Annotated in this window: 19 protein-coding genes; 11 read left to right on the forward strand and 8 right to left on the reverse strand. The window is 69.6% G+C overall.

The features are described from left to right. Positions 1–162: 162 nt before the first annotated feature. Together EJ105_RS20240 and EJ105_RS20245 are read right to left on the reverse strand one after the other, a co-directional pair. Complete coding sequence (locus EJ105_RS20240) at positions 163–1,452, reverse strand: efflux RND transporter periplasmic adaptor subunit (protein ID WP_250167758.1); 1,290 nt, start codon at positions 1,450–1,452, stop codon at positions 163–165. Between the two features lie 26 nt (positions 1,453–1,478). After that, positions 1,479–2,321 (reverse strand): alpha/beta hydrolase fold domain-containing protein, encoded by an 843-nt coding sequence (locus EJ105_RS20245; RefSeq protein WP_250167759.1) that lies wholly within the window; start codon positions 2,319–2,321, stop codon positions 1,479–1,481. A 151-nt stretch (positions 2,322–2,472) separates the two neighbouring features. Here EJ105_RS20245 and EJ105_RS20250 point away from each other — a divergent pair, with 151 nt between their 5' ends. Continuing rightward, positions 2,473–3,393 carry a LysR family transcriptional regulator gene (locus EJ105_RS20250; RefSeq protein ID WP_250167760.1) on the forward strand — a complete coding sequence of 307 codons (921 nt, stop codon included), beginning with the start codon at positions 2,473–2,475 and terminating at the stop codon, positions 3,391–3,393. A 184-nt stretch (positions 3,394–3,577) separates the two neighbouring features. Here the strand turns inward: EJ105_RS20250 and EJ105_RS20255 are convergent, their stop codons facing one another. Then, positions 3,578–4,240 carry a sulfite oxidase-like oxidoreductase gene (locus EJ105_RS20255; protein ID WP_250167761.1) on the reverse strand — a complete coding sequence of 221 codons (663 nt, stop codon included), beginning with the start codon at positions 4,238–4,240 and terminating at the stop codon, positions 3,578–3,580. Between the two features lie 120 nt (positions 4,241–4,360). Between EJ105_RS20255 and murB the strand changes: the two genes are divergently transcribed. From murB to recN, 8 genes are all read left to right on the forward strand, one after another. Then, entirely contained in the window at positions 4,361–5,320 is a 960-nt protein-coding gene (murB, locus tag EJ105_RS20260) for a UDP-N-acetylmuramate dehydrogenase (RefSeq protein ID WP_250167762.1), read from the forward strand. 106 nt (positions 5,321–5,426) lie between these two features. Beyond that, a complete protein-coding gene (locus EJ105_RS20265; RefSeq protein ID WP_024281278.1) occupies positions 5,427–6,347 on the forward strand; it encodes a D-alanine--D-alanine ligase in 921 nt (306 codons plus the stop codon). 176 nt (positions 6,348–6,523) lie between these two features. Beyond that, positions 6,524–7,342, forward strand: coding sequence for a cell division protein FtsQ/DivIB (locus EJ105_RS20270; RefSeq protein WP_156026279.1), 819 nt, complete (start codon positions 6,524–6,526; stop codon positions 7,340–7,342). Next, positions 7,339–8,664, forward strand: a complete 1,326-nt coding sequence (gene ftsA, locus EJ105_RS20275; protein ID WP_024281276.1) for a cell division protein FtsA — start codon at positions 7,339–7,341, stop codon at positions 8,662–8,664. The genes EJ105_RS20270 and ftsA overlap by 4 nt, the downstream gene beginning before the upstream one ends. An 85-nt stretch (positions 8,665–8,749) precedes the next feature. After that, entirely contained in the window at positions 8,750–10,534 is a 1,785-nt protein-coding gene (gene ftsZ / locus EJ105_RS20280) for a cell division protein FtsZ (RefSeq protein ID WP_250167763.1), read from the forward strand. A gap of 491 nt (positions 10,535–11,025) precedes the next feature. Then, positions 11,026–11,961 (forward strand): UDP-3-O-acyl-N-acetylglucosamine deacetylase, encoded by a 936-nt coding sequence (gene lpxC, locus EJ105_RS20285; protein ID WP_024281274.1) that lies wholly within the window; start codon positions 11,026–11,028, stop codon positions 11,959–11,961. 481 nt (positions 11,962–12,442) lie between these two features. Then, entirely contained in the window at positions 12,443–13,327 is an 885-nt protein-coding gene (locus EJ105_RS20290) for an outer membrane protein assembly factor BamD (protein WP_029556465.1), read from the forward strand. 6 nt (positions 13,328–13,333) lie between these two features. After that, positions 13,334–15,016: a DNA repair protein RecN gene (gene recN / locus EJ105_RS20295; protein ID WP_029556466.1), complete on the forward strand. Its 1,683-nt coding sequence runs from the start codon at positions 13,334–13,336 to the stop codon at positions 15,014–15,016. 19 nt (positions 15,017–15,035) lie between these two features. On the opposite strand, the gene arfB is transcribed toward recN, so the two are convergent. Further along, positions 15,036–15,458: an alternative ribosome rescue aminoacyl-tRNA hydrolase ArfB gene (gene arfB / locus EJ105_RS20300; RefSeq protein ID WP_024281271.1), complete on the reverse strand. Its 423-nt coding sequence runs from the start codon at positions 15,456–15,458 to the stop codon at positions 15,036–15,038. Between the two features lie 55 nt (positions 15,459–15,513). After that, positions 15,514–16,632 carry a l-ornithine N(alpha)-acyltransferase gene (olsB, locus tag EJ105_RS20305; protein ID WP_250167764.1) on the reverse strand — a complete coding sequence of 373 codons (1,119 nt, stop codon included), beginning with the start codon at positions 16,630–16,632 and terminating at the stop codon, positions 15,514–15,516. A 327-nt stretch (positions 16,633–16,959) separates the two neighbouring features. Here olsB and EJ105_RS20310 point away from each other — a divergent pair, with 327 nt between their 5' ends. After that, on the forward strand, positions 16,960–17,568 hold the full coding sequence (locus EJ105_RS20310) for a hypothetical protein (RefSeq protein ID WP_250167765.1): 609 nt from the start codon (positions 16,960–16,962) through the stop codon (positions 17,566–17,568). 80 nt (positions 17,569–17,648) lie between these two features. Here EJ105_RS20310 and EJ105_RS20315 read toward each other — a convergent pair whose 3' ends face one another. Continuing rightward, entirely contained in the window at positions 17,649–19,181 is a 1,533-nt protein-coding gene (locus EJ105_RS20315; protein ID WP_024281268.1) for a YifB family Mg chelatase-like AAA ATPase, read from the reverse strand. 144 nt (positions 19,182–19,325) lie between these two features. Between EJ105_RS20315 and EJ105_RS20320 the strand changes: the two genes are divergently transcribed. Further along, a complete protein-coding gene (locus EJ105_RS20320; RefSeq protein WP_250167766.1) occupies positions 19,326–20,108 on the forward strand; it encodes a class I SAM-dependent methyltransferase in 783 nt (260 codons plus the stop codon). A 6-nt stretch (positions 20,109–20,114) separates the two neighbouring features. Here EJ105_RS20320 and EJ105_RS20325 read toward each other — a convergent pair whose 3' ends face one another. Further along, positions 20,115–20,426, reverse strand: a complete 312-nt coding sequence (locus EJ105_RS20325) for a polyhydroxyalkanoic acid system family protein (RefSeq protein WP_024281266.1) — start codon at positions 20,424–20,426, stop codon at positions 20,115–20,117. Between the two features lie 114 nt (positions 20,427–20,540). Beyond that, positions 20,541–21,485: a glutathione synthase gene (gshB, locus tag EJ105_RS20330; RefSeq protein ID WP_029556470.1), complete on the reverse strand. Its 945-nt coding sequence runs from the start codon at positions 21,483–21,485 to the stop codon at positions 20,541–20,543. Position 21,486 lies beyond the last annotated feature (1 nt).

Consider the following 21,486-nt stretch of genomic DNA (forward strand, 5'->3'; position numbering starts at 1 on the left):
GGTCTGCGCGCGGGATCGGTCCGGCAATGGGGGTGAGGGGCTGCACCGGACGAGGGGGCGTTTACGCCCGGCGCAGCCCTCTCCCGACCCCCTCCGTGCGGGGAGGGGGCGAGGCGAATTCGCTGGAGGCCTCCCCGGTTAGGACCGGGAAGGCGGCTCGTGTCAGTTCGTGCGGGTCGTCGCCGCCTCGCTCACCCGCATGGGGACGGGCTCGGGCGTCACCGCCGCGCCGGGGCGCACGCGATGCAGGCCGTTGACGACCACGCGCTCGCCCGCCGACAGGCCGTTGGTGACGACGCGCAGGCCGTCCACCGGGGCGCCGAGCGTCACCTCGCGCCACACCGCCTTGTTGGAGGCATCGACCACGAAGACGAACTTCTTGTCCTGGTCCGTGCCCACGGCCCGCTCGCTCACGAGCACGGCGGGCGCGGCCTTGGGCTGGCCCATTTCCAGCCGCACGAACTGGCCGGGCAGGAGCCGCCCGTCCGGATTGGCGAAGCGGGCGCGGACGCGGACCGTGCCGGTGCGCGGATCAACCTGGTTGTCCACCAGCTGCATCACGCCTTCCACCGGCGGCGTGCCGGCGGCGACGGTCATCAGCACCGGGATCTGGTCGAGCCGGTCGGCCACGTCACCGCCGCCGCCGAGGCCGGCAAGGGCACGGGCGACGGTTGCCTCATCGGCGCTGAAGCTGGCGTAGATGGGATCCACCGAGACGAGGGTGGTGAGCACCGGCGCGCCGGGGCCGGCGGCCACGAGATTGCCCACCGTGATCTCCGACTTGCCGACGCGGCCCGCCACCGGGGCGCGGACCTTGGTGTAGGAGAGATTGAGCTTCGCCGCGGCGAGCTTCGCCTGCGCGGCCCTGAGCCCGGCCTCGGCGGCGCGCTGGCCGTTGAGGCGCTCGTCCAGGGTGCTCTGGGAGAGCGTCTTGGTGGTGAACAGCTTCTCGCCGCGTTCCAGCTCGTTGCGGGCGAGTTCGAGCCGCGACTGGACGGAGGCGACCTGCGCCTCGGCCTCGGCCACGTCGGCCTCATAGGGCTCGGAATCGATGGAGACGAGCAGTTCGCCCTCCCGCACCAGAGCGCCCTCGCGGAAATGCACCGCCTTGATGGCGCCGGCGACGCGGGAGCGCACTTCAACCCGCTCCACCGCCTCCAGACGGCCGGAGAAGGTGTCGAACAGGCGGGTGTCGCGCTGCTCGACGGTGGCCACCGAGACCGGCACGGCCGGCGGAGCCGCCGCCGCAGCAGCGGCGGGCTTGTCGGCGTGGGCGCCGCCCTCCTTGGGCAGGCCGTAGAGCACGCCGAACACCGCGAAGAGCGCGGCGGTGCCGAGCAGCAGGGCTTCCCGGAGACGGGACTTCTTCGCGGCGGGCCTGGTGGAGGCGGACTCAGGGGTGGGGGGCGTGTCGTTCGGGGCGGAAGTCTGGGCGGAAGTCTTGGCGGTCATGGGGGCAGTCCTTGGCGGTCGGTCTGTCAAAGGACGGCCGGATCGGCCTTGAGCCGACCGGACCGTGAAGCGGGACGCGTGGAAACGAAGAAATCGCGGAACAGGTCGCGCATGGCGCCTGTCCAGGCGGCCGGTTTCGGCGCTGGACACGAGATGCTGTCGGGCCATTCGGTCGGCCCCTTCAGGATGTGCACGCAGGTCGGCACGCCGGCCGAGGCGAGCGCGTCGGCGTAACGCCGGCTCTCGTCGCACATGGGACAGTCCTCCGCGCTCACCACCAGAGCCGGCGGCAGAGCGCCGAGGCGGGAGGAGGCGAGGGGCGCGGCATAGGGATGGGCGGCCTTCTCGGGCGAGCCGAGATAGGTCTGCCAGCCGTCCGCCCACTTGCAGCCGCAGCTGCCGGCATCGGCGCGGCGGATGGAGGCGGTGGCGAGGCTGGGGTCGAGCATGGGCGAGACGAGGATCTGCCCGGCGATGGGAGGGGAACGCTGGTCACGCGCCATCATGGCGAGGCCGGCGGCGAGGTTGCCACCCGATTCCTCCCCGGCGAGATAGAGCGGCGCGCCGCGCCCCGCGAGGGCGGCCCGGCGGCGGTAGACGTCAGTGACGGCGGCAAACAGCGCGGTGAGGGCGAAGGGGAAGGGGTGCTCGCAGGCGAGCGGATAATCCGCCGAGACCACCACCGCCCCGGCCGCCGCGAGGACGCCGGAGATATAGGCCCCGCACTCCAGCGTGCCGCCAGTGAAGGCGCCGCCGTGCAGGTGGAAGACGAGCGGTGCCGACCCCTTCTCCGGCCGCGACCCATAGAGCCGCGCCGGCAGCGCGCCGGTCCCGGTCTCGAGGGTGATGGTCTGGCTGGTCGGGGTCATCTGTCTCGTCCTTTTGGGCGGTAAACCATTCCCCGGCTCTCACGCCCTTGTGCGATGCGGAAACCATATTGGCGATCTAGAAGGGGATAAATCGCCAGTTCGTGAGTTCATTGTTCATGATTGGGAACAATGACGCATTCAAGGGCTTCGCATGGACCAGCTTGCTGCAATGCGCGCATTCACCCGGGTTGTGGAAACGGGCAGTTTCACCCGCTCCGCCGATCTCCTGAGGATGCCGAAGGCGACGCTCACCAAGCATATCCAGACGCTTGAGGGGCACCTGCAGACCCGCCTCCTCAACCGCACCACGCGCCGGGTGACGGTAACGCCGGACGGGGCGGCCTATTACGAGCGGGCGCTCGCCATTCTCCATGACATCGACGAACTGGACGGCTCCCTCTCCTCCGCGCAGGCGGTGCCGCGCGGCAAGCTGCGCATCGACATCTCGCCTTCGCTGGCGACGCGACTGCTGATGCCCGCCTTGCCGGACTTCCTGGAGCGCTATCCCGACATTGCGCTGGACGTGGGGTGCACCGACCGTCCGGTGGACCTCCTGGGCGAAAACGTGGACTGCGTGATCCGCGTCGGCGAGATCCAGGATCCGAACCTCGTGGCGCGGCGCATCGGTGTGCTGCGCTTCGTCACGGCGGCGTCGCCCGGCTATCTCGCGCGCTACGGCACGCCCCGGCATCCCCTCGATTTCGAGGAGACGCACAAGCTCATCCGCTACTTCAGCCAGCAGAGCGGGCGCTACCACCCCTTCGACTTCACGCGCGGCGACGAGGTGGTGGAGCTGACCGGGCGCTACAGCGTCGCCACCAATGACGGCAACGCCTATATCGCCGCCGCGTTGGCCGGGCTCGGCGCGGTCATGTCACCGGTGTTCCAGGTGGAGGAGCACCTCGCCTCGGGGGCGCTGGTGCCCATCCTCACCGAGTGGGCGGCCGGGGAGATGCCCATCCACGTGGTCTATCCGCCGAGCCGCCACCTCACCAGCCGGCTGCGGGTGTTCGTGGACTGGGTGGCCGAACTCTTCGCCCGCTCCGAGGTCACGCGTCGCCGGGCGGCGTGAGGGTGGCGCGGTCGGTGTCTTCTTTCGAGCTTCCTTTCACGCCGTCATCGCCCGCCTTGTGCGGGCGATCCACGGTGGGGCGAGGCGGGTGCTGGACGCCCATCATCGGACGACTGGCGGGGTGGATGGCCCGGACGAGCCGGGCCATGACAGTCCTGCGGGGATCGTTCGGGATGGTAATTCCTCAATCGTCCGAATAGCGCTGCTCGGACCACGGGTCGCCGCGCATGTGGTAGCCGCGCTCTTCCCAGAAGCCGGCCTTGTCACGGGCGATGAACTCGATGGCCTTGATCCACTTGGCGCTTTTCCAGAAATAGAGGTGCGGCACCACGAGGCGCGCGGGGGCGCCGTGTTCCTGCGTCAGCGGGCGGCCTTCCCAGCTGTGGGCGATGAGGGCGTCCTCGGAGGCGAAATCGGCCAGCAGCAGATTGGTGGTGTAGCCGTCATAGCTGTGCAGCATCACCGCCGTGGCGTGCGGGGCGGGGCGCACGGCTTCCAGCAGGTCGCGGGTGAGCACCCCTTCCCATGTATTGTCGTAGCGCGACCAGGTGGTCACACAGTGGATGTCGCTGAGGCTGCGGCTCTGGGGCAGGGCCGAGAAGGCGGCCCAGTCCAGCGAGAGGGCGGTCTCCACCGCGCCGGTGACATCGAGGCGGAAGGATTCCCGCGTCACCACCGGCTGGAGCCCGAGGTCGAGCACCGGCCAGTCGCGCACCAGATGCTGGCCGGGCGGCAGGCGCTCGGCATCCGGGCGGGCGATGCGGCCGGTGAGGAAGCGGCCTTCCTCGGCCCAGCGTTGCTTGGTGGTGGTGAGCTTGGTGTCGGGGGGAAGCGCGTCTTCGCTCATGGTGGGCAGCTCCAGGCGAACGGAGCCGCATGATGCCACGTCGACGGCTATCGGGAAATCGCCCGGCTTGCCCTGTCGCCGCATGTGTGGGAGAGGCACGCCCGAAGGACCGGTGACACCATGAGCATGGCCGAGACCGGCGGGGCGGCCCCCGCCGCATTCCCTGATCTTCTGCCCGCCTTGCGGCCGCTCCTGCCGGACCTGCGCGGCACGCTGAACGCCAATGCGCCGCTTGCCGATTTCACCTGGTTCCGCGTCGGTGGCCCCGCCCAGCTCCTGTTCCTGCCGGCCGATGCCGACGACCTCGCCTGTTTTCTGTCCCACATCCCGGCTGATCTTCCGGTGACGGTGATCGGCCTCGGCTCCAATCTCATCGTGCGCGATGGCGGTGTGCCCGGCATCGTGATCCGTCTCGGCCGTGGCTTCACCGACGTGAGCGTCGATGGCACGCGCATCGTCGCCGGCACCGGCGTGCCGGATGTGAAGGTGGCGCGCGCGGCGGCGGATGCGGGGCTTGCCGGCTTCTCCTTCCTGCGCGGCATTCCCGGCGCCATCGGCGGTGCCCTGCGCATGAACGGCGGCGCCTATGGCGGCGAGACCAAGGACGTGCTGGTGGAGGCGGAAGGCGTCACCCGCGCCGGCGCGAAGGTGCGGTTCACCAATGCGGAGATGGGATTCACCTACCGCCATTGCGGCGTGCCGGATGACGTGATCTTCACCCGCGCCACCTTCGAGGGCCGCCCCGGGGATCCCGCGGAGATCGCCGCCGAGATGGCCAAGATCACCGAGAGCCGGGAGGCGACCCAGCCCATCAAGAGCCGCACCGGCGGCTCCACCTTCAAGAACCCGCCGGGGACCAGCGCCTGGAAGCTGGTGGACGCCGCCGGCTGCCGGGGGCTCACCATCGGCCGTGCGCAGGTGTCGGAGCTGCACACCAATTTCCTCATCAACCTCGGTGGCGCCACGGCGGCGGAGATCGAGGGGCTGGGCGAAGAGGTGCGCCGGCGGGTGAAGGACAATTCCGGCGTGACGCTGGAGTGGGAGATCAAGCGCATCGGGCTTCCGCTCTCCCCCGTCTGAGCCATTAGCAAAACCTAAAACCGGACCGCGCCATGGTGCTGGCGCAAAGCTGCTCTCTTCAGAGCAGGCGCCGGCGCGCGCCGGTAACGGAACGGGAATGACGTCGATGGCCAAACACGTGGCGGTGCTGATGGGCGGATGGTCCTCCGAGCGGGAGGTATCGCTCAATTCGGGCGCCGCCTGCGCCGCCGCCCTGGAAGGCGCCGGCTACCGCGTGACGCCCGTCGATGTGGGCCGCGATGTCGCCGAGGTGCTGGCGCGCCTCAAGCCGGACGTGGTGTTCAACGTGCTGCACGGCGCGCCGGGCGAGGACGGCACCATCCAGGGCATCCTCGAAATCCTGCGCATTCCCTACAGCCATTCCGGCGTACTGGCCTCGGCGCTGGCCATGGACAAGGCACAGGCGCGCATCATGCTGGCCGCGGCCGGCGTGCCGGTGGCCAAGGGCGGGCTGGTCAGCCGTGCCGCGGCCGCCAAGGCCCATGCCATGGAACGGCCCTACGTGCTGAAGCCCAATACCGGCGGCTCCAGCGTCGGCGTCTTCATCGTGCGCGAGGACCAGGAGCACCCGCCGCAGGAATTGACGCGCGAGGACTGGACCCTCGGTGAAAATCTTCTTGTGGAGGAATTTATTGCCGGGCTCGAGCTGACCTGCGCCGTGATGGGCGACAAAGTCTTCGATGTCATTGAAATCGAATCGACCCAGGCGTTTTACGATTACGAAAGCAAGTATGCACCGGGCGGCTCTCGTCACATCCTTCCCGCGCGCATTTTACCCGAAATTTACCAACGGGTGCAGATGTTAAGCCTCACGGCGCATCGAGCTCTCGGGTGCCGGGGGGTGTCGCGGAGCGATTTTCGCTTCGACCCGTCGAAGGGCGATGCCTCTGGCCTCGTCTGTCTCGAGGTCAACACCCAGCCCGGCATGACGCGGACGTCTCTGGTGCCAGAACTGGCCGCTCACGCGGGCATCTCATTCGGCGAGCTTGTGACATGGATGGTGGAGGACGCGTCGCTGGATCGCTAGGACCCCGCCCCGGCGCGGGCAGGCGACCCCCGCAGCGCCCCGGTGCAGGCTATGGGGCAAGGCCCGATGCCGCGCCCCGCGCCCCTGCGCCGCCCCCCGGGCGGCACAAGCGCCTCGCCATCGATCCCCGGCCCGCCAGCCGCCTCGCGCTTTTCCTGCGCCGCCTGTCGGTGCGCATGTCCACCTCGCGCCTCGGCCGGCGCAGCGCCAGTCTCCTCGCCATCGCGGTGATCGGAGGCTTCTCCGCCTACGGCACCGTGCTCGGCGGCCATGTGGAGGAGGCGAAGGGCATCGCCATCGACGTGGCGGACGCCGCCGGCAACCTCGCCGGCTTCAAGGTGAAGGAAGTCAACATCTCCGGGCACAATCACGTCACGCCCGCGCAGATCCTGGAGACGGCGGGCATCAAGTCCTCCACCTCCATCCTGTTCCTGAACGCGGACGAGATGCGCGCCCGGCTCGAATCGCTGCCGTGGATCGCCAGCGCCAGCGTGCGCAAGTTCTATCCCGACCGGATCGAGATCGCGGTCTCCGAGCGTCAGGCCTATGCGCTCTGGCAGATCAACGGCGAACTCAAGGTGATCGCCCGCGACGGCACGCCCATCGCACCCTATTCGGACGATCCGCGCTACGTGCAGCTGCCCATCGTGGTGGGTGAAGGCGCGCAGAATCATGTGGGCGAGATCGTCGATGTCCTCGCCCGCCTGCCCGCCCTCAAGGAGCAGGTGCGCGCCGCCATCTTCGTCGCGGAGCGACGCTGGACGCTGAAGACGCGCAACGGCATCGACGTGCGCCTGCCGGAAGAGAATCTGGAGGGGGCTCTCGTCGCCCTCATGGACCTCGACCGCGAGAAGAAACTGCTCAGCCGCGACATCACCATCGTCGACCTCCGCCTGCCGGATCGCGTGGTGGTGCGCCAGTCCGACGCTGCTGCCGCCGCCCGTGCCGAAATGCTCAAGGCCCGCGCCAAGTCAAAGAAGGGAGGCCCCGCATGAGGGGACGGCTCGCCCAGGGCTTCGCACCCAAGATGCGCCCGCTGCCGCCGAAGAAGGGCGGCATCGTCGGGGTGCTGGACATCGGCACCAGCAAGGTGGTCTGCGCCATCGCCCGCCTGAAGCCGCGCGGCGCATCGGACGTGCTGACGCGCCGTACCCACGCCATCGACGTGCTCGGCATCGGCCACACCCGCGCCCACGGCATCAAGGGTGGTGCGGTGGTGGACATGGCCAAGGCGGAACTCGCCATCCGCCAGGCGGTGGACATGGCCGAGCGCGCCTCGGGCGTGCAGATCGCCTCGGTGGTGGTCGGCGTTTCCGGCGGCCGGCTTGCCTCCCAGCATTACGAGGCCGCGGTGCGCCTCTCCGCCCCGGCGGTGGAGGAATTCGACATCCGCCGCGTGCTGGAAGCCGCCTCCACCTACGCGGTGGGCGACGGCCGCGCCGTGATGCACGCGCTGCCGGTGGGCTATTCGCTGGACGGCCGGCGCGGCATCGGTGAGCCGTGCGGCATGCTTGGGCGCGAACTCGGCGCCGACATGCATGTCATCACCGCCGACCTCACCGCGCTGAAGAATCTCGTGCTGTGCGTCGAGCGCTGCCATCTCTCCATCGAGGCCATGGTAGCGGCGCCCTATGCGGCGGCGCTCTCCTCGCTCACCGACGACGAGATGGAACTGGGCGTCACCCTCATCGACATGGGGGCTGGCACCACCACCTTCTCCATCGTCGCCGGCGGCCATTGTCTCTACGTGGACGGCGTGGCGCTGGGCGGCCAGCACATCACCAACGATGTCGCCCGCGGGATGCCCGCGCGGCTCGCCGATGCCGAGCGCCTGAAGGCGCTGCACGGGGCCGTGGTGGCGGTCTCCTCCGACGACCACGACATGCTGACTGTGCCGCCCCTGTCGGGTGATTCGCGCGACCAGCCGCACATGGTTCCCAAGTCCCGGCTCGTCACCATCGTGAAGCCGCGGGCGGAGGAAATCGTCGAACTGTTGCGCGATCGCCTCAGGGCCTCCGGCCATGCCGGGGATGCCGGCCGGCGCATCGTGCTCACCGGCGGCGCGGCGCAGCTTCAGGGGCTTGCCGATCTCGTGGCGCGGGTCATCGGCCCGCAGGTCAGAATCGGCCGCCCGCTTGGCGTTTCCCGTCTTCCCGAGGCGGCGCGTGGCGCGGCCTTCGCGGTGACGGCAGGTCTTCTCGTCTATCCGCAGGTGGCAGGGCTCGAACACTTCGAGCCGCGCCGGCGGCAGGCGGCAGTGGGCGAGGGACCGGGCTATTTCGGTCGCGTTGGCCGCTGGCTGAAGGACAGCTTTTAGACATGGTTAACGAAAGCTGCCGTAACAAAGAGGTCATCAAGGATTCGCGAGCGGCGGACAGGGCCGATCGGGACGGAGCAATAGCATGACGATCAACCTTCAGATGCCCGACATTCGTGAGCTTCGTCCCCGGATCACGGTGTTCGGTGTGGGCGGCGCCGGCGGCAACGCCGTTAACAACATGATCACCTCCGGGCTCCACGGCGTGGAGTTCGTGGTGGCGAACACCGATGCCCAGGCCCTCGCCCTCACCAAGGCCGAGCGCGTGGTGCAGATGGGCGTGGCGGTGACCGAGGGTCTCGGCGCCGGCTCCCAGCCCGAGGTCGGCCGCGCCGCCGCCGAGGAAGTCATCGACGAGATCCGCGATCACCTGTCCGGCTCGCACATGGTGTTCATCACCGCCGGCATGGGCGGTGGCACCGGCACCGGCGCTGCCCCCGTGGTGGCTCGCGCGGCCCGCGAGCTCGGCATCCTGACCGTCGGCGTGGTGACCAAGCCCTTCCACTTCGAAGGCCAGCGCCGCATGCGCGTCGCCGAGCACGGCATCAGCGAGCTGCAGAAGAGCGTCGACACCCTCATCGTCATCCCGAACCAGAACCTGTTCCGGGTGGCGAACGAGAAGACCACCTTCGCCGACGCCTTCGCCATGGCCGACCAGGTGCTCTATTCGGGCGTCGCCTGCATCACCGACCTGATGGTGAAGGAAGGCCTCATCAACCTCGACTTCGCCGACGTGCGCGCCGTGATGCGCGACATGGGCAAGGCCATGATGGGCACGGGCGAAGCCTCCGGCGACAAGCGCGCCATCCAGGCCGCCGAGGCCGCCATCGCCAACCCGCTGCTGGACGAGACCTCCATGCGCGGCGCCGGCGGGCTGCTGATCTCCATCACCGGCGGCAAGGACATGACCCTGTTCGAGGTCGACGAGGCGGCGACCCGCATCCGCGAGGAAGTGGACCCCGACGCCAACATCATCCTCGGCGCGACCTTCGACGAGATGCTCGACGGCATCATCCGCGTCTCGGTGGTGGCCACCGGCATCGACCCGGCGGTGATCCCCGAGCAGCTGCAGCCGGTCGCCGACCGCTTCCCCGATCTGGGTGGTCGCAAGATCTCCAACGCCGGCCGGGCTGCCGTCGAGGCCACCCGCGAGGCGCAGATCCGCAGCGCCGTGGCCGCGATCCAGGCCGAAGACCTGATCGCCATGGAAGACGCCGCCCAGAAGGGACAGGCGCCGCAGGCCTATGCGCCCCAGGCCTATGCCCCGCCGGCTCAGTCCCAGCAGGCCCCGGCCGACCGCGCCGTCGCCATCGACGACGTGACCATCCGCACCGCGCCGCCCAAGCCCACCTATTTCGCCGAGCCGGAGCCCGCGCCCCAGCCCGCGCCGATGGTGGAGGACGAGTTCGCCCCCTACATCCCGCCGGCCGGCCAGCGTCCGCGTTCCCCGCGCATGCCCCGCGTCGACGAGCTGCCGCTGCCCGCGCAGAACCAGATCCGCGCCCAGCGGGGCGAGCCGCCGGTGGAGCAGGCCCAGCCGGACAAGAAGCGCATGACGCTGCTGCAGCGCCTCGCCCACGTCGGTCGCCGCGAGGAGCCGGAACCCGAGCCCGCGCGCCGCGAGCAGCCCAGCATGCGCGCTCCCGAGCGCCGTCCCGAGCAGCAGCGTCCCGATCCCCGCGCCGAAGGCCGTGGCGAGCCGCGCGATGCCCGCCCGACCATGCCCCCGCGCGGCGGTGAGCCGCCGGTGTCCGAGTTCGCCAAGCGTCCGCCCATGCGTCCGGCCGCCGAGGTGCCCTCGCGTCCCGGCCCGCACCATGACGACGACCAGCTGGAAATCCCGGCCTTCCTGCGCCGTCAGGCGAACTGAGGTCCGGCGAACGGACGTTCGATGAAAGTTCGGCCGGCGCCGGTCTCCCCGGTGCCGGCTGCCGGCCCCCCTGCCGCCCTTTTCGCGGCCAATCCGCGGCAACCGATTTGCTCGCCCACGGGCGGCTTCGAGACGCCCGGACCCTGTGGCTTTCGCGCCACATCTCTCCCGATTCGATTGCCCGGGACCCTCCGAACGGCTGTAACAGAGGCCTGTCCGGCGCCCTGAAACTTGCCACTAACTATTTGATAGTTAATCAGAAATTGAGAAAGGGCGTTCGTAACAGAGGGTAAGCAAGCGTGATTTGGCGTCACCCCCCGTGACGACTAGGGTGCACCCATCCTGAGGGACCGACTCGCCGACCGTGTTGACAATTTCTTTGTACAACCGGGGCGAAAGTTGGGACCCAAGGTGAAGGTTTGAGGGAAGGAGTGCGGCAGGCGGGACACACCCGTTAGCCGGAAACTTCCCCGAAACGGGACGCACCAAAGATGCAGACCACTCTGGCTCGCGAAATCGCACTCAAGGGTGTCGGCGTTCACGCCGGGGTCGAAGCGACCATCACCCTGAAGCCCGCGTCCGCGAACACTGGTGTCGTCTTCATCCGCTCCTTCGCCGATCAGGCGCCCCGCAAGGCCACCGTCAGCCGCCGTTCCGTTCAGGCCACCGACCTCGCCACCGTTCTCGGTGATCGCTCCGGCGCCCTTGTCTCCACCGTCGAGCACGTCCTCGCGGCCCTGAGCGGCCTCGGCGTGGACAATGCCACGGTCGAGATCGACGGCCCCGAAGTTCCGATCCTCGACGGCAGCGCGGGCGATTTTGTGGCCGCCATCGATGCCGCCGGCGTCACCGAAGTGCGCGGCCGCCGCAAGTTCCTCAAGGTGCTCAAGCCCGTCCGCGTCGAGAACGGCGCGTCCTTCGGCGAGCTTCTGCCCTACGAAGCCGGTTTCCGCCTCGAGGTGGAGATCGAGTTCGGCCACGATCTGATCGGCCGCCAGCGCTTCGCCGCCACCATGTCTCCGGCCGTGTTCCGCCGCGAACTGGCGCCCGCCCGCACCTTCGGCTTCCTGAGGGATGTGGAGCGTCTGCGCTCTGCCGGCTACGCCCGCGGCGCCGCCCTTGAGAACACCGTCTGCCTCGACGAGAGCGGCGTGCTGAACCCCGAGGGTCTGCGCTTCTCCGACGAGTTCGTCCGCCACAAGGCGCTCGACGCGGTGGGCGATCTCGCCCTCGCCGGCATGCCCCTGCTGGCGCGCTACCGCTCCTTCCGCGGCGGCCACAAGCTGAACTTCCAGGTGGTGGACGCCCTGCTCGCCGACCGCGCCAACTATGCCCTCGTCGAGGCTCCGGTCCGGCCCGTCCGCGACACCGTGGGCGCCGAAATGGGCGTCTCCAGCCCGGTCCCGGTGTTCGCCCCGGAAATCTGATCTTCCAATCGGGTCTTCCTCATCCTGAAGCTGCGGCGCCCCCTCGGGCGCCGCTTCTGTTTTGGCCTGGGCCGGTCGCCTCGGCCCGGAGGGCGAGGCCGGCCGCGCGCTTGCGAAGTCTTAACCCCGTTCCGATTTAGATGCCGCTCGCCCTCGCGCTGCGTGAGCCGGCGTGGCGGGGCGGCCACACTCTCGCCGCCGAAGGCACGCGCGAGCGCCCGCCGCCACATTGCCGACTGAAAGCACCGATAGCGCGGAGGGGCTGTTTTCCTGCCGTGGCCATGGGCGCGGGGGTCGAGGTATTCCGGACGCGCGCAGGCAGTGCCTGCCGTGGCCCGAAATGGGGGGAAACGAGCAGGGAGCGTGTCGAGGAGTGGGGCGGATATGCCCGGCTGGCGGATTGCCGGCCGTGCGGTTTTCCCCGGCGCGATCCTTCGGTTACAAGCGGCGCCTTGAGGCGCGGGACGGAAGCTGAACCGTGATGCGATTCTTGAACGATGTCCTGCCCATGCGCGCCCTCCTGCGTGGTGCCGCGCTGACGGCTGCGCTCGTGCGCGGCGGGATGCTGGTGCTTGCCGTGGCCATGGGTCTCCTCGTCTCCGGCTGCGCCAGCGACAAGGACGACACCATTCCCCCCGACGAGCCGGCCGAGAAGATCTACAACGAGGGCCTGACCCTGCTGCGCCGGCAGGAGCCGGAAAAGGCGGCCAAGCGCTTCGAGGATGTGGACAGGACCCACCCCTATTCGGAATGGGCGCGCAAGGCGCTGCTCATGACCACCTATTCCTATTTCGAGGCGGGCAAGTACGACGAGGCGATCGGCGTCGGAAAGCGCTACATTGCGCTCTACCCGGGCTCGGCCGACGCCGCCTACGCCCAGTATCTCGTCGCTTCGGCGCTCTACGAGAACATTCCCGACATCACCCGCGACCAGCGCAAGACGCGCCAGGCCCTCGACGCGCTCGAGAACGTGGTGCGCAAGTATCCCAACACCGAGTACGCCGCCACCGCCAAGCGGAAGATCGAGGTCGCCCGCGACCAGCTCGCCGGCAAGGAGATGGCCATCGGCCGCTACTATCTGGAGCAGCGCAACTACACGGGCGCCATCAACCGCTTCAAGGTGGTCGTGACCCAGTACCAGACGACCCGGCAGGTGGAGGAAGCCCTCTATCGCCTCACCGAGTGCTACATGGCCATGGGCATCGTCGGCGAGGCGCAGACGGCCGCGGCCGTGCTTGGCTATAACTTCCCCGACAGCTCGTGGTATAAGGACGCCTACAAGCTGGTTCAGTCCGGAGGGGCCGAGCCGCAGGAGAACAAGGCGTCCTGGATCAGCCAGGCGTTCAAGAAGATGGGGCTTGGCTGATATTCCATGCTGGCGACGCTCTCGATCCGGGACATCGTCCTTATCGAGAAGCTCGATCTCACCCTGTCGGAGGGCCTCACGGTCCTGACCGGTGAGACGGGTGCCGGCAAATCGATACTGCTCGATGCCGTGTCCCTCGCCCTTGGCGGGCGGGGCGACGGCGCCCTGGTGCGCCACGGCCAGCCCAAGGGGCAGGTGACGCTCACCTTCGATCTCTCCGCCGACCATCCAGCCCACGCCATCCTCGCCGCAGCCGAGCTGCCCGACGAGGGGCCACTGGTGATTCGCCGCATCCAGATGGCCGACGGGCGCACCCGCGCCAGCGTCAACGAGGAGGCGGTGAGCGTGCAGACGCTGCGCCTCATCGGATCGAGCCTCATCGAGCTGCACGGCCAGCATGACGACCGCGCCATGGTGGACGCCGCGAGCCACCGGCTCCTGCTCGATGCCTTCGGCACCCTCACCGGCAAGGTCACGGCCGTGGGCGACCTGTGGCGCGCGTGGCGCGCTGCGCTCGCCGAAGCGAAGGACGAACGGGAGCGGCTGGAAATCGCCGCCCGCGAGGCCGACTTCATTCGCCACGCGGTGGAAGAGCTCTCCGCGTTGGGCCCGGAGCCGGGCGAGGAACTCGCGCTTTCCGAGCGGCGCACCGCCATGATGCGCTCGGAGAAGATCGCCGGCGATCTCGACGAGGCGCTGGATGCGGTCTCCGGCGGCAGCTCGCCCGTGCCGTCGCTGGCCGCCGCCGTGCGCCGGCTGGAGCGCCGGGCCGGCGACGCCCAGGCATTGGTGCGTCCGGCCGTCGAGGCCATCGACCAGGCGCTTGATGCGCTGGAGACGGCGCGCCAGCATCTGGAAGCCGCCCGCGCCGATGCCGATTTCGATCCGCGCGAGCTGGAGCGCATCGAGGAGCGGCTGTTCGCGCTCCGGGCGGCCGCCCGCAAATATCATGTCAGCGCCGACGATCTGCCGGCCCTCGCCGCCCGCTATCAGTCCGATCTGGAGCGCCTCGACCGCAGCGCCGCGACGCTGGCGCGGCTGGAAGCGAGCGTGACCGAGGCTGAGGCCGCCTATCGGACCGCCGCCGAGGACCTTTCCCGCGCGCGCCACAGCGCCGCCGCCGTGCTCGACAAGGCGGTTGCGGCGGAGCTGCCGCCGCTCAAGCTGGAACGGGCGAGCTTCATCACCCGCGTCACCACCGACCCCGCCGCGGCGGGACCGGGCGGACAGGACCAGGTGGAGTTCTGGGTGCGCACCAATCCCGGCACGCGACCCGGCGCGCTGATGAAGGTGGCCTCCGGCGGCGAGCTGGCGCGCTTTCTCCTGGCGCTGAAGGTGGTGCTGGCGGATCGCGGCTCGGCCCCGACGCTGATCTTCGACGAGATCGACACCGGCGTGGGCGGCGCGGTGGCGGACGCCATCGGCCAGCGCCTCGGCCGTCTCGCCGAGCGGGTGCAGGTGCTGTGCGTGACCCACGCGCCGCAGGTGGCCGCCCGCGCGCGCAACCACCTCCTCATCGCCAAGGCGAGCGCCCTGGACGTGGTGGACCCGGATGCGCCGGTGACCACCCGCGTCAACGCCCTCACCGCCAGCACGCGGCGCGAGGAGATCGCCCGCATGCTCGCCGGCGCGACCGTGACGCAGGAGGCCCGGGCCGCAGCCGACCGCCTGCTGAAGGCGGCGCGCTAATCTCTTTTCCGAGCGTCCTTTAGTCCGAATCCGGCTTCGATTGCCGCATGGATTTCACCTGACCCCGCCGGTCCTTGGCGGCAAGGCGCCGCTCCTTGGAGGCGAGGGTGGGACGCGTGGGCCGTCGCACCGGCATGACCACGGTGGCGGCGCGGATCAGCTCCACCAGCCGCTCGATGGCATCTTCCCGGTTGCGTTCCTGGGTGCGGAAGCGCTGGGCCTGGATGACGATGACGCCATCCTGCGTCATGCGCCGGCCGGCGAGGCGGGCGAGGCGCATCTTCACGCCCTCCGGCAGGTTGGGCGAGCGCGCCGCATCGAAGCGCAGCTGGACCGCGCTCGATACCTTGTTGACGTTCTGCCCGCCCGGCCCGGACGCGCGCACGAAGGCGAGTTCGATCTCGTCCTCGGCGATGGCGATGCGGGGCGTGATCTCGATCATGGCGCCCTCTCCTGAGGGCGCAGCTTATGCACGGCCCGGCGCGGCCTGCCAACGCTCAGATGGCGTGGCGATTCGCGGTGGGGCCGAAATGCTCCACATAGCGCGGGCTGATGACCGAGACCGGAAGGATGATGAGCACATCCGTGGTGCCGAACTGGTGGTCCACCACCGCGCCGTCGCCGACGAAGCCGCCGAGCCGCAGATAGCCCTTGATGAGGGGCGGCAGCGCCTGCAGCGCCTTCTTCATGTCGATGTCGGCCTTGGCGATCCGGTTCATGGAGACGTGCCGTCCCTCGACGGCCCGCGCGCGCCACTCTTCCGGGGCCATGGCGTTGTGGTGCAGGAAGGACAGCGGCAGGTCGAGTTCCGCCGGGTCGGTGCCCTCAAGGCTGGCGCAGCCGAACATGGCGTCGATCTTGTTGCGCAGGATGTAGGTCCACACCCCGTGCCACAGCAGTTCGACGGTCCGCTTGTTGCGGTAGGGCTTGAGCACGCAGGAGCGGCCGAGTTCCAGGAAACGCAGGGTCGGATGGGCGGCGATGACCCCGCCCACATCGAACTCACCCTGGGTGTAGAAACCGCCGTGGCGGTTCGCCACCTCCTGCCGCAGCAGGCGATAGGTGCCCACCACCTTGGGCTTGCGCCGACCGAGCACGATCTTCCCGGCGTCGTGGTCCAGCACGAGGATGTGGTCGCAGATGGTGTCGAAGCTGTCCATGTCGCGCCGGGCGAGGCGCGTGGTGGCGTCGGGGGTGGCCGACATCTCCTCGTAGAACACCTTGTAGCGCAGGCGCTGGGCGCGACGCACGTCGCGCGCGGTGCGGGCGAGCCGCACCTCCAGCGCGCCGAGCCGGCCGAGGACGATGCTCTCCGGCGCGGTCGGCACGGCGTCGCGGTGGCGCAGGCCGGAATAAGCGCGGAAATCCGTCACCAGCTTCTGCGGCGCCGGCATGGCAGGGCGCGCGCCGGGTGCAGCGTGCTGCGGCCGCAGGAAAGGGAAGGCACCGGGCTCGGTGCCGAACATGGGCGCGGCGCCCTCGCGACCGAAATCCTTCTTCAGGTCCTTGGCGAAATCGCGGGCGAAATCCCGCGCCGCGTCGCGGGCGACGTCGAAGCCGCGGCCGAACAGGGCTGGCAGGTTGAAGCCGGGATCCGGCTGTCCCATTCTTTTCATCGCAACGAGCCCCACTCCGGGCCGCCGCCGACGGCGGGCGTGCCTCACCCAACGCTTGGTATCGCTCCTCCGCCCGTGCGCCGTCCAGAGCGTAACTGCCCGGCCGACGCGCCGCACTGGCTGCGAGGAGCGACCTGGAAGTTGCCCCGCTTCAGGCGGGTGCCCAGGACTTGAACGCCAGCATCACCATAGTTTTCCGACGCGATTGTGACAATGGGTGGCCCCGCCGCGCCAGCGCCTCGCGATCCCGCCTTGCCGCTACGGCGCCTCAGGTGATAGCGGCAGGCTCCCGGCGCGTCCGCGCCTGTGATTCGTTGGGGGGACGACATGATTTCCACGCGCATGCACCTTTCGGCCGCGCTCCTTGCCGGCCTCGCTCTTGTGGCGCCGGTGGGCGCTCAGGCGCAGCAGCGTCCGATGCCGGTCGAGGTGACCCAGGTGATCGTGCAGGGCATCGGGCAGGTGAACGTGCTCGCCTACAAGGCCAAGTTCGTGTCGGCTGATCCCGTTACCCGTCGTGTGGTGCTGGAAGATCCCGCGGGCCGCCGCTGGGCGGTGATCGCGCCCCCGCTGCTGGGCGACCTCTCGCTCTACCGGGTGGGCGAGAACCTGCTCATCCGCGTGGCGCCGGGTGTCGTCACCGCGCTCGGCAAGGCGCACCAGGGCAAGCCGGGCGAAGTGATGGCGGAGGTCGTCATCACTGACGGCCTGCCGGGCTGGCCGGAGGGCTTCGGCATCCGCGAGGTCACGCTGACCTCTATCTTCGTGGGCCTCGACCCGGCCGCCGGTACCGTGACCTTCGAGGGGCCGGACGGCAACGTCCGCGTGGTGCGCGCCGCCAACGACAAGGTGCTGGCGGACGTGCAGAAGGTGCAGCCGGGCGACCTCGCCCAGATCACCTATATCGAGGGCCTCGCCGTCAACGCCATGCGCTGAGCCGGCAATCTGTCCGCTCCCGTCCGGCACCGTTGTGGTGCCGGACAATTTCTGCGCGGCAGCCGGTCTACGCCGCCACTCTAGGCCGCCGCCCTTGGCCGTTCCGCCGCGGCGCGATAGGCGAGGGCTTCCGCCAGATGGCGGCGGCCGACCCCGTCCGCGCCATCGAGATCGGCGAGGGTGCGCGCCACCTTTAGAACCCGGTGATAGCCGCGGGCGCTGAGCCGCATGGCGTCGGCGGCATCGCGAAGCAGGATCGCTCCGGCCGAATCGGGCGTCGCAACCGCCTCCAGCAAGGGTCCGGAAGCCTCGGCATTGGTGCGCACGTCCGGTCGGCCGAGGGCGGCATAGCGCTCCAGCTGGATCTCCCGCGCCATGGCGACGCGGGCCGCAATCTCCCGCGAGCCTTCGGCCGGGGCCGGCAGCACGAGGTCCGAGGCCGAGACCGACGGCACCTCGAGGTGGAGATCGATGCGGTCGAGGAAGGGTCCGGAGAGCCGCGCCTGATATTCGTCGGCACAGCGTGGCCCGCGCTTGCAGGTGAAGCCGGGCTCCCCGGCGCGGCCGCAGCGGCAGGGATTCATGGCGGCGATGAGCTGGAAGCGCGCGGGATAGGTGACGCGATGGTTGGCGCGGGCGATCAGGACCTCGCCCGATTCCAGCGGCTGGCGCAGGGAATCGAGCACCTGCGGCGTGAATTCCGGCAGTTCGTCGAGGAACAGAACGCCATTGTGGGCGAGCGAGACCTCGCCCGGCTTCGCCTTGGCGCCGCCGCCGACCATGGCCGCCATGCTGGCCGAATGGTGCGGCGCGCGGAACGGGCGGCGGTCCATCAGCGCGCCGTCCTCGATGGTGCCGGCCACCGAGGCGATCATGGAGACGTCCAGCATCTCGGCCGGCGACAACGGCGGCAGGATGGAGGGCAGGCGCTGCGCCAGCATGGACTTGCCGGCGCCCGGCGGTCCGACGAACAGGAGATTGTGGCCGCCGGCCGCGGCCACCTCCAGCGCCCGCTTGGCGGTCTCCTGGCCCTTCACGTCGCGGAGGTCGAGCATGGTGTCTCCCGGCGGCTTCATCCGTGGCTCGGGCCGGCCCATCACCTGGCGTCCGGTCATGTGGTTGGCGAGCTGGATGAGGGACTGCGGGGCGAGGATGTCCATGTCGGGGCTGGCCCAGGCGGCCTCTGCGCCGCACGGGGCGGGGCAGATGAGGCCGTGCCCGCGCGCATTGGCGCCGATGGCCGCCGGCAGCACGCCGGCTACGGCCGCGATGGCGCCGTCCAGGGCCAATTCGCCCACGACCGTGAAGCCGGCGAGGGCATCGCCGGGGATGGCGCCGATGGCGGCCATCAGCCCCAGCGCGATGGGCAGATCGTAATGGGAGCCTTCCTTGGGCAGGTCGGCAGGGGCGAGGTTCACGGTGATGCGCCGCGCCGGAAGGGCAAGCCCTGACGCGATGAGCGCTGCGCGCACCCGCTCCTTCGCCTCGGTCACGGCCTTGTCGGGCAGGCCGACGATGGTGAAGGCCGGCAGGCCGGCCGCCACATGCACCTGAACATCCACCGGGCGCGCCTCGACGCCCTCGAACGCGACTGTCGCCACCCGCTGGATCACAGCCGCCCCCTGCCTGCTGCCTGTCTGCATCTCAAGGTAGCGGAGGGCGGGCCCGCTCGCAAGAACGAAAGAGGAACAATCGTGCTTGCGTCAAACGCAGCCCCGGTTATGCTGGAGGTAGCAAGAGGATCGGGGAGATCAGCCATGGCCGCCGAAGGTGCAGGCGCGCGCAGTCACGAGGCCCATGTGGTCGAGATGTTCGGCCCGCAGGCCGCCGCCTATGTGGCGAGCGCTGTGCATGCGCGGGGTGCTGATCTCGATGCGCTCAAGGCCCTCGTGGAAGAGGCGCGGCCCGCCCGGTTGCTCGATCTCGGTTGCGGCGGTGGGCATGTGAGCTTCACCGCCGCGCCGTTCGCGGGCGAGGTGGTGGCCTACGATCTGTCCGAGGACATGCTGGGCGCCGTCGCTGCCGAGGCGAAGGCACGCGGGCTTGCGAACATCGCCACGCGGCAGGGCGTCGCTGAGCGCCTGCCCTTCGCCGACGGCAACTTCGACATGGTCGCCTCGCGTTACAGCGCGCACCACTGGCGGAATGTGCCGCAGGCCCTTGCCGAGGTGCGGCGAGTGGTGAAGGCGGGCGGCCAAGTGGTCATGATGGACGTGATCACCCCCGAATGGCCGGTGGCGGACACCTTCCTGCAGACGGTGGAATTGCTGCGCGATCCCTCCCACGGACGGGACTACAGCGCCTCCGAATGGAGCCGCATCGCCGAGGAGGCGGGGTACCGGGTGGTGCGCACGGCGCACCGGCGCCTCAGGCTGGAGTTCGCCTCCTGGGTGGCGCGCATCCGCACGCCGGAGCTGCATGTCGCCGCCATCCGCTCGCTGATGGCGGGCGCCAGCGCGGACGTGGCATCCCACTTCGAGTTCGAGCCGGACGGCTCCTTCTCCATCGACACGCTGACGCTGGAGCTGGAGACGGCCTGAACGGGCCTACTTTTTCTCCAGCATCAGGCGGCCCTGCTTCTGGATGAGGTCCTTCGCCTTGCGGGCGACCAGATCCAGCATGAAGGGCAGCTCCACGGAGAGGTGCACCGCGTCGTCCGCCACCTGAAGCTTGCCGCTCGCCGTCTGTCCCAGCGCGGCGATGCGGAAGTCCAGCTGCTCTCCGGTCCAGGTTTCCTCCAGGATGGAGATGTGGCGCGAGAAGCGGTCGCGCACGCCGGTCAGCCCCGCCTGGAGGCGCCGCGTCGCCTCGGCCTTGCCGAGGCGGTGGGGGATGGAGGCGGTGAAGGGCTGTCCCATGGTCGGTCCTGTGATGTCCGGGGGTGCGTCCTGACGGATAACGCCCGCAGCCGCACGGCGGTTCGCGCGGCGGGCCGAGGGCGCCGCCGCGTTGGTCTCGATTAGACGGTGGCCTCAGGCGGCGCGGCGGGCCTCGATGCGGTCCCAGATCTGCGCCGCGATGTCCGGCCCGCCCAGGCGCTTGATGGCGCGCAGGCCCGTGGGGGAGGTCACGTTGATCTCGGTGAGGTTGCCGTCGATCACGTCGATGCCGACGAAGATGAGCCCCTTCTCGCGCAGCGAGGGGCCGATGCGGGCGCAGATTTCCAGCTCGCGGTCGGTGAGGTCGGTGGGCCGCGCCGCGCCGCCACGCACCATGTTGGAGCGCAAGTCGCCCTCGCTCGGCACCCGGTTCACCGCGCCGGCCGCCTCGCCATCCACCAGGATGATGCGCTTGTCGCCGTGCTTCACCGCCGGCAGGAAGCGCTGGATCACCCACGGCTCGCGGAAGGTGGCGGAGAAGAGGTCGTAGAGCGAGCCGAAATTGAGGTCGTCGGCGGTGAGGCGGAACACCGCCGCGCCGCCGTTGCCGTAGAGCGGCTTCATCACCACGTCGCCGAACTCGGCACGGAAGGCCTTGATCTCGGCGAGGTCGCGGGAGATCAGGGTCGGCGGCATCAGGTCCGGAAATTCGGTGACGAAGATCTTTTCCGGCGCGTTGCGGACGTGGCCGGGGTCGTTCACCACCAAAGTCTTCGGGTGAATGCGCTCCAGAAGGTGGGTCGCCGTCACATAGGCCATGTCGAAGGGCGGGTCCTGGCGCATCAGCACCACGTCCATCTCGGTGAGGGGAATGCGCTCGCGCGCGCCGAGGGTGAAGTGGGCGCCGGCCTCGTCCTTCACGGTCAGCGGCTCCACGGCCGCGAACACTTGGCCGTCGCGCATGGCCATGCGGTCGGGCGTGTAGTGGAACAGTGCATGTCCCCGCCGCTGGGCCTCCAGAAGGAGGGCGAAGGTGGAATCCCCTTGAACATTGATGCTGGCAATGTGGTCCATCTGGACCGCGACCTTCAGGGTCATG

The sequence above is a fragment of the Xanthobacter aminoxidans genome, assembly GCF_023571765.1.
GTDB classification, from domain to species: domain Bacteria; phylum Pseudomonadota; class Alphaproteobacteria; order Rhizobiales; family Xanthobacteraceae; genus Xanthobacter; species Xanthobacter aminoxidans.